Genomic DNA, 7993 nt, shown 5'->3' on the forward strand with positions numbered 1-7993 from the left:
CCCGCCGCAATCGCGTCGATATTGAGCTGGAGCACCTTGCGCTGCGGGTAGAGCCGGGCCAGCAAGTCCAGCGCCTTGCGGTCTGCCAGCGGGTCGCCGAACTCCGGGGCGATAACCGCACCGTTTATCACGAAGTAATTGATGTAGCCCGCAGCGAAGTCCGGGTTGCCCTGGCTGAAGCGGTTTTTGCGTGGTTTGAGCGGCGGCGACACGGTGTGTACCTGCAATGGGCGGCCGTCGGCGTCGCTGGCGTTCTTGAGGATCTCCAGGTGCGCCAGGGTGACCTTGTGATCGTAGGATTCAGGGTCGGTGTCGAGGTTGGCCAACACTACGCCCGGCGCGACGAAGCGCGCGTAGAAATCCACATGGGCGTCGGTGATGTCCTTGCCCTTGATGCCCGGCAGCCAGATGATCTTGCGCAGTCCCAGGCGCTCCTTGAGTTCGGCTTCGACCTCGGCCTTGCTCCAGTCGGGGTTGCGGTTGCGGTTGATCCAGCTGCTTTCGGTCATGATGCCGGTGCCCAGGCCATCCACTTCGATGGCACCGCCCTCGCCCACCAGTTCGCTGCGCACAGGCTTGGCCCCGGTCTCTTCGGCGACCAGCGCGGCCAACAGCGCATCATCGGCGTGCTGCTGCTTGTTGCCCCAGCCGTTGAAATTGAAGTCCACGGCACGCTGGGTGCCGGCGCCATCGATGACAAAATTGGCGCCGGTGTCGCGCATCCAGATGTCGTCCAGCGCGGTTTCGACAAAGTTGATATTGCGTGTGCCGCAGTGTTTTTCGGCCAGTGAACGTTCGTCTTCGCGGCAGAACACGGTGACTGGTTCATACGCGGCAATCGCCCGGGCGATGCGGCCCAGGGCGGCTTGCACATCGGCGGTGAAGTCCTCCCAGATCGCGTCCTGGGCGCCAAAGGCGATGAAAGCCTGGCGGTGTGTTTCGCCTTCGTCGGGCATGTAGAAACCGCCGCGAGTGGCGGCGCGCAGGTGCGGGGCGATCAGGGTCATGGCGCTGACCACAGCGGCTTGTTGGATGAAGGTGCGACGGGTTGGCATAAGCGGCTCACTTGACGGTTGCTGTCTTGAATTTAGTCCACACGCGCATACGTGCACGCATATCGGCCTGGGGGATGTCCTTGCCGGCGATCAGCCGCGTGAAGGTAGCCGCATCGGGGTAGATCTCGGGGTTGTCGCGCAGGCTGGCTTCCACGTCCGGGCGGGCCTTGGCGTTCGACGTGGGGTAGCCGGTAAGGTTGGTAATGGCAGCCATGTTCTGCGGGCGCATCACGAAGTTGATAAACGCGTAGGCGTATTCCGGGTGCTGGGCATCGACGGGGATGGCCATGGTGTCCATCCATACCGTGGTGCCTTCGCGGGGGATGTGATAACCAAAGGTCACCGGCTTGCCGGCCGCGTCGGCGGCGCGCTGGGCCTGGGTCATGTCGCCGCTGTAGCCGAGGGACAGGCACAGGTTGCCGTTGACCAGGTCGGTCACCGGTTGCGACTGGAACTTGCGGATAGACGAGCGCACCTTGAGCAGCAACTCACTGGCCGCCGCCAGGTCCTCGGGCTTGGCGCTGCGCGGGTCGCGGCCCAGGTAGTTGAGCACTACGGCGAGGACTTCGTCCGGTGAGTCGATCAGCGAGATCCCGCAGTCGGCGAACCTGGCCGCCAGCTCCGGCTTGAACAGCAGGTCGAGGCTGTTGACCGGCGCGTTCGGCAGGCGTTGTTCAATCTGCCGCGTGTTGTAGGTCAGGCCGATGGTGCCCCAGGTATACGGCACCGTGGCCTGGTTGGAATGCTCGTAGTGGCTGCGCAGCTGTTGCAGGCCCGGCTCGATATCCGCCAGCGCAGTAAGCTTGGCGGGGTCCAGGGTCTGCAGGCTGCCCGCACGCATCAGCCGTTCGGCCACGGTGTCGCCGGGGAAGATCAGGTCGTAGCCGCTGCCGCCGGCCATCAACTTGGCTTCCAGGGTTTCGCTGCCGTCCATCACGTCGTAGATCACCTGAATGCCGGTTTCGGCGGTGAAGTTGGCCAGGGTGTCGGCGGCGAAATAGTCGGCCCAGTTGTAGAGCTTGAGGGTTTTGTCATCGGCCGACGCGCAGGCACTGGTGAGCAGCAGCGCACAACTCAAGAGTATTTTCATGATGGACGACCGTCGAGGGTGAGCAGGCTGGCGTACATCTCCGGGCGACGGTCGCGGAAGATGCCCCATGTCAGGCGCTCTTCGCGCATCGCCGCCAGATCCAGGCGCTGCACGAGCACGCCGGTGCTGTCGCGATCGGCTTCGGCCAGCAACTTGCCCTTGTGGTCGCAGATAAACGATGAGCCATAGAAAGCCATCTGCAGCGCCGGATCGGTGGTCGCCACTTCGCGGCCGACGCGGTTGGCGGCCACCACCGGCAGGATATTCGCCGCCGCATGGCCGCGCATGGTCACCTGCCAATGGTCCCGCGAATCCAGCGTCGCACAGCCCGGCTCCGAGCCGATGGCGGTGGGAAACAGCAGCACCTCGGCGCCTTGCAACGCCAGGCAGCGCGCGGTTTCGGGAAACCACTGGTCCCAGCAGATGCCGATGCCCAGGCGTCCGAAGGCCGTGTCCCACACGCGAAAACCCGTGTCGCCGGGGCTGAAATATTCCTTCTCCTGATAGCCGATGGCGTTGGGGATATGGGTCTTGCGGTACACCCCCAGCAAGCGCCCATCGGCATCCGCCACGCTGAGGGAATTGAAGAACGCGTTGCCGGCCTTTTCGAACCAGCTCAACGGCAGCACCACCCCCAGCTCCCTGGCCAGGGCGGCGAAGCGCTGCAGCACGCGGCTGTGGGCGTACTCCTCGGCCAGCGCCAAATGCTTGTGGTGCTGCTCGATGCAGAAGTACGGCGTGGCAAACAGCTCCTGCAACAGGATCACTTGCGCGCCCTGCGCGGCAGCGTCCCGCACCAGTTGTTCGGCGCGGTCGAGGTTGGCGGGCAGGTCCCAGGTGCAGGGCATCTGGGTGGTGGCAATCGTCAGCAGGCTCATGGCTTCACCCACACTGGCTGTTGCTGGGTGATGCAATGCACGCCGCCGCCGCCATGGGCCAGGTGGTTGATCTGCACCGGCACGATTTCGCGACCGGGGAACGCCTGAGCCAGCACCTGCGCCGCCTCCCGGTCGGCCGCAATGCCATAGGCCGGCATGATGATCGCGCCGTTCGCGATGTAGAAGTTGGTGTAGGAGGCGCAGAACACGTCGGCAGCGCTGTTCACGGCGTCGCTGGCTTCGTAAAGGTCGATCATCTCGAAACGCCGGCCCCGGGCGTCGGTGGCCAGTTCGAGGGCGCGGCGGTTTTCGCGTACTACGTCGGCGTAGACCGAGCCTTGATCACGGGTAGCGTCCACCAACAGCACGCCGGGGCGGGCGAAGGCACAGACGCCATCGACATGGCCGTCGGTCATGTCGCCAGTGACGTGATCCGGGTCGCCGGGCAGCCAGATGGTGTTGCGGATGCCCAGCAGGCGCGCGAAGATCTCTTCGATCTCGGCCTTGCTCATGCCGGGGTTGCGATTGGGGTTGAGCAGCACCGATTCGGTGGTAATCAGCGTGCCCTCGCCGTCGACGTGGAGGGCGCCGCCTTCGTTGCTCAGCGCGGTACCGAAGCAGTCCAACCCCAGGTGATTGAGCACCCGGCGCGCCAGGCTTTCATCCAGGTCATGGGCCGACTTGCCGCCCCAGGCGTTGAAGCGCCAGCTGACCCCAGCCACGCCCTGCGGCTGGCAGATAAAGGTCGGGCCGGAATCGCGGCACCAACTGTCGTTGACCGCCTGCGGGATCAACTCGATGCCGGTGCCACACAACGCCGTGGCACTGGCCAGCGCGGACGGATCCACCAGCATCTTCACCGGTTCGAAGCGCGCGATGGCGTTGGCGACCCGGGCAAAGTCCTGCTGCACCTGGGCCAGGGTCACGCCCCAGGTGGTCTCCCACAAGGCTTGGTTATGGGGCCAGACCATCCAGGTCGCCGCGTGTGGCGACCACTCGGCGGGCATCCATCCAATGCTGTCAGGAATTGTAGTGTGCTGCATGACAAGCCCCCATCAGTTAAGTCATTGTGTTCAGCGAAAACTGTCCACGGCTTCGTGTCATACATGCTACGTAGGCGCATAAAGCCGAACAAACGATGATTTTTGTAGAAAACTGATTAGAGGAACTTATCAGCATGCTTAACCACTGGCCGCCACTCGGCACCCTGCGCGGCTTTGAAGCGGCCGCCCGGCTGGGCAGTTTCCACAAGGCCGCCGAAGAGCTGCACCTGACCCAATCGGCCATCAGCCAACAGATCCGCAGCCTCGAGGCCTACCTGGAACAGCCGCTGTTCTTGCGCAGCGGGCGCAGCGTCAGCCTGACCGACGCCGGCCACGACTTTCTCAGCACCACCCAGGCCCTCCTGCAACAACTGGCGGTGGGCGTGCGCCGCCTGGGGCAGTACCGCAAGCCCAATCAACTGGTGCTCAATACCACTCCGACCTTTGCGCGCCATTGGCTATTGCCGCGCCTGGCCGACTTTCGCCAGCAGCACCCGGAGGTGGACCTGTGGATTTTCAGCACCGACGAAGTGCCCGACATGGCCAGCCAGACCATCGACCTGGCAGTGCGTGACGACATCAGCTCCCAGGCCGAATGCAGCTTCAAGGTGCTGCACGCCGACCGGCTATTCCCGGCGTGCCACCCGCGCCTGCTGCACACCCCGCCAGCGCAGCGCACGACCCTGCACGGCGAGCGGGAAATGGACTGGAGCCACTGGGCAGTAGACGCCGGGATCGATGTGGGCCAGCAGGATCAGGGCCTGAATTTTTCCGATCCCGGCCTGTTGCTGGATGCGGTGTGCACGGGCCTGGGCATCGGCCTGGTCAGCCAGTTGCTCAGCCACCAGGCCCGCGCCGATGGCGTGCTCACACCCTTGGTGGACGCGACGATTCGCGGGCCCAGTTGGGCGTTGCTGACTCACCGCGACAGCGAGAACGACCCGATGGCGCGCAGCTTTACCGCGTGGCTGCTGAGCCACTTGCAAATAGACGTGGCATAAGCCGCGCCAGTGCAATTACTCTCTTGGGCCAATGACGTTGAGAGCAATGGAGGCTTCATGAAACTGATCGGCATGTTGGACTCGCCTTACGTACGCCGCGTGGCTATTTCCCTGGATCTGTACGGGGTGGAATTCGAGCATCAATCGCTGTCGGTGTTCCGCACCTTCGACGAATTTTCGCAGATCAACCCGGTGGTCAAGGCCCCCACCCTGGTACTGGACGACGGCACGGTGCTGATGGATTCCAGCCTGATCCTCGATTACCTGGAAGCCCTCGCCCCGGCCGATAAAAAGCTGCTGCCCCAGGCCCCCGCCGCACGCGCCCGCGACCTGCAAGTGCTGGGCCTGGCGCTGGCGGCCTGTGAGAAGAGTGTGCAGATCGTCTATGAACACAACCTGCGCCCGGCCGAGAAACTGCATGCGCCGTGGCTTGAGCGCATCAGCGGGCAGTTGCTGGCGGCCTATGGGTTGCTGGAGAAGCTTGTGGCCGGCGATGACACACTGAACCAGGCTAGCCTTACAGCTGCTGTGGCGTGGTCGTTCAGCCAATACACGGTGGCGTCGGTAGTGAAGGCCGAGGCGTTTCCCAACCTGCAACGCCTGGCTGAGCGGCTGGAGCCGCATGCCGCTTTCAAGAAATACCCCATCGAATAAACACCACCCGATCACCGGTTGGGTGAGTATTTTTTGTGGGAGCGGGCTTGCCCGCGATAGCGGTGTGTCAGTCATGCATCAGGCGACTGGCACGCCCTCATCGCGGGCAAGCCCGCTCCCACAGGGGTTCTGTGTTGTCGGGAAGGTTAGCGTCTGGCTCAGACCCACCCACCATCCACAATAAAGTTCTGCGCCGAACACATCGCCGACGCATCCGAGGCGAGGAACAACGCCATATCGGCGATATGCTCCGGCAGCACACTGCCCGGCAGGCATTGGCTGCGGGCGATCAGGGCCTTGGCGTCATCATCGACCCACATCGCCAGTTGTTTCTCGGTCATCACCCAACCCGGCACCAAGGTGTTCACGCGGATCTGGCTCGGCCCCAGTTCCCGTGCCAGGGCGCGGGTCATGCCGTGGGCGGCGGCCTTGCTGGCGGCGTACACCGGGTAGCCGGCCGAGGCCATCATCCAGCCGACCGAGCCGAGGTTGATGATCGCCCCGCCGCCTGCGCTTTTCATCATCGGCACCACGGCCTTGGCGGCAAAGAAGGCGTGCTTGAGGTTGACGCCGATGAGCTTGTCGAAGGTGTCCGAGTCGATCTCTTCGAGGGTGTGCCGCACGTCATTGGCGGCGTTGTTCACCAGCACGGTGATCGGCCCCAGGGAATGTTCGAAACGCGCGATGGCGGCCTTGTAGGCGATCTCGTCGGTGATGTCGCACTGCACGAACTCCACCGTGCGCCCCTGGGCACTCAACAGCGCCGCCAGGCGTTCGCCCTGGCTTTGCGCACGGTCCACAAAACCGACCTTGGCGCCCTGCGCGGCAAAGGCGCGCACCATAAACTCGCCAATCCCCGACGCCCCTCCAGAGATCAGGACGGTCTTGCCTTCGAGATCGGGGTAAACGGCGTGCTGGGTAGTCATAACGGGTGGCCTCGCTTAATTAGTCTTATTTTATTTTGCATAAAAGGCGTTTAAGGTTATAAATCTGCTGTCTCATCGACAAAATATCGCACATTAGTAGAACTATTCCACTCAAAACAACAAAAGGAAGTTCGATCATGAAGCACCCTCGTTACCTGCTCTCGGGCCTGGCGATGTCCATGCTGATTGCCAGCGGCGGCGCCCAGGCGGCAGGCCTCAGCAGCGAGCACAAGCCTTTCGGCAAAACCAATGACGGTACCGCCGTCGAGCAATACGTACTGCGCAACAGCCATGGCATGCAAGCCACGGTGATTACCTACGGCGGCGTGTTGCAGTCGCTGCAGGTGCCGGACAAACACGGCAAGGTCGCAGACGTGGTGCTCGGCTTCGACGACGTGCAGGGCTATCAGGCCGGCACGGCGTTTTTCGGCGCGACCATCGGCCGCTTCGGCAATCGCCTGGCGGGCGGCGCCTTTGAGCTCGATGGCAAGCGCTACCAGGTGCCCCTCAACGACGGCCCCAACGCCCTGCATGGCGGCGCCCAGGGTTTCGACAAGCACGTGTGGACCGCCACGCCCGTGAAGGCCAAGGACTCGGTGGGCGTGACCCTCACCTACCTGTCCAAGGACGGCGAGATGGGCTTCCCCGGCAACCTCAAGACCGAAGTCACCTACCGCCTCAACGACAACAACGAATTGCACATCGACTACAAGGCCACCACCGACAAACCCACGGTGCTCAACCTGACCAACCACAGCTACTTCAACCTTGCCGGCGCCGGCAATGGCGACATTCTCAAGCACGTCGCCACCCTGCACGCCAGCCATTACACGCCGGTGAATGCGACGTTGATTCCCACCGGTGAACTGGCGCCAGTGAAGGGCACGCCGATGGATTTCCTCACGCCCACGCCGATTGGCCAGCACATCAAGGAGGATCATCCGCTGCTCAAGTTTGCCGAGCCCAAGAGAGGTGGGTTTGACTTCAACTGGGCGCTGGACAGCAAAGGTGACGCGAAAAAGCTGGCTGCCGAGGTGCATGATCCCGAGTCGGGGCGGCGCTTGCAGCTGTTTACCACCGAGCCTGGGGTGCAGTTTTATACCAGCAACTTTCTGGATGGGACGGTGAAGGGCAAGGCTGGGAAGACGTATCAGCATTGGAGTGGGTTTACGTTGGAGACCCAGCATTTTCCGGATGCGCCGAATCAGCCGGCATTTGCGTCCACCCGCCTGAATCCTGGGCAGACCTACACCCAGAACACCATTTTCAGATTCACCGCGGACTAGAGCCCTGAGCTGGCTTCTGTGGGAGCTGGCTTGCCTGCGATGCAGGCACCTCGGTCTGTC

At 63.2% G+C, this 7993-nt stretch carries 8 protein-coding genes; 3 read left to right on the top strand and 5 right to left on the bottom strand.

What is annotated here, in order from left to right; genetic code table 11:
- The 4 genes from B348_RS0107395 to B348_RS0107410 all read right to left on the bottom strand — a co-directional run.
- Positions 1-1055 (bottom strand): agmatine/peptidylarginine deiminase (locus tag B348_RS0107395; protein ID WP_017735503.1); only part of this gene is annotated, 1055 nt, incomplete at its 3' end.
- 7 nt (positions 1056-1062) lie between these two features.
- Entirely contained in the window at positions 1063-2145 is a 1083-nt protein-coding gene (locus B348_RS0107400; RefSeq protein ID WP_026136630.1) for an extracellular solute-binding protein, read from the bottom strand.
- Positions 2142-3023: an N-carbamoylputrescine amidase gene (aguB, locus tag B348_RS0107405; RefSeq protein WP_017735505.1), complete on the bottom strand. Its 882-nt coding sequence runs from the start codon at positions 3021-3023 to the stop codon at positions 2142-2144. Before aguB ends, B348_RS0107400 begins: the two co-directional genes overlap by 4 nt.
- Positions 3020-4066, bottom strand: a complete 1047-nt coding sequence (locus B348_RS0107410; protein ID WP_026136631.1) for an agmatine deiminase family protein — start codon at positions 4064-4066, stop codon at positions 3020-3022. Before B348_RS0107410 ends, aguB begins: the two co-directional genes overlap by 4 nt.
- A 134-nt stretch (positions 4067-4200) precedes the next feature.
- Between B348_RS0107410 and B348_RS0107415 the strand changes: the two genes are divergently transcribed.
- Positions 4201-5067 (top strand): LysR substrate-binding domain-containing protein, encoded by an 867-nt coding sequence (locus B348_RS0107415; protein WP_017735507.1) that lies wholly within the window; start codon positions 4201-4203, stop codon positions 5065-5067.
- Between the two features lie 57 nt (positions 5068-5124).
- The gene (locus B348_RS0107420) at positions 5125-5721 is read left to right on the top strand and encodes a glutathione S-transferase family protein (protein WP_017735508.1); all 597 of its coding nucleotides are present in this window, start codon (positions 5125-5127) and stop codon (positions 5719-5721) included.
- 158 nt (positions 5722-5879) lie between these two features.
- Here the strand turns inward: B348_RS0107420 and B348_RS0107425 are convergent, their stop codons facing one another.
- On the bottom strand, positions 5880-6647 hold the full coding sequence (locus tag B348_RS0107425) for an SDR family NAD(P)-dependent oxidoreductase (RefSeq protein ID WP_026136632.1): 768 nt from the start codon (positions 6645-6647) through the stop codon (positions 5880-5882).
- Between the two features lie 137 nt (positions 6648-6784).
- On the opposite strand from B348_RS0107425, the gene B348_RS0107430 reads away from it, so the two are divergent.
- Entirely contained in the window at positions 6785-7933 is a 1149-nt protein-coding gene (locus B348_RS0107430) for an aldose epimerase family protein (RefSeq protein WP_017735510.1), read from the top strand.
- The last annotated feature ends 60 nt before the right edge of the window (positions 7934-7993 follow it).

The organism is Pseudomonas sp. CBZ-4, from assembly GCF_000346755.1.
In the GTDB taxonomy this organism is placed as follows: domain Bacteria; phylum Pseudomonadota; class Gammaproteobacteria; order Pseudomonadales; family Pseudomonadaceae; genus Aquipseudomonas.

Coding starts and splice junctions, on each gene's coding strand:
- B348_RS0107430 (WP_017735510.1), top strand. CDS start 6,785: ATGAAGCACCCTCGTTACCTGCTCTCGGGCCTGGCGATGTCCATGCTG.
- B348_RS0107410 (WP_026136631.1), bottom strand. CDS start 4,066: ATGCAGCACACTACAATTCCTGACAGCATTGGATGGATGCCCGCCGAG.
- B348_RS0107400 (WP_026136630.1), bottom strand. CDS start 2,145: ATGAAAATACTCTTGAGTTGTGCGCTGCTGCTCACCAGTGCCTGCGCG.
- B348_RS0107425 (WP_026136632.1), bottom strand. CDS start 6,647: ATGACTACCCAGCACGCCGTTTACCCCGATCTCGAAGGCAAGACCGTC.
- aguB (WP_017735505.1), bottom strand. CDS start 3,023: ATGAGCCTGCTGACGATTGCCACCACCCAGATGCCCTGCACCTGGGAC.
- B348_RS0107420 (WP_017735508.1), top strand. CDS start 5,125: ATGAAACTGATCGGCATGTTGGACTCGCCTTACGTACGCCGCGTGGCT.
- B348_RS0107415 (WP_017735507.1), top strand. CDS start 4,201: ATGCTTAACCACTGGCCGCCACTCGGCACCCTGCGCGGCTTTGAAGCG.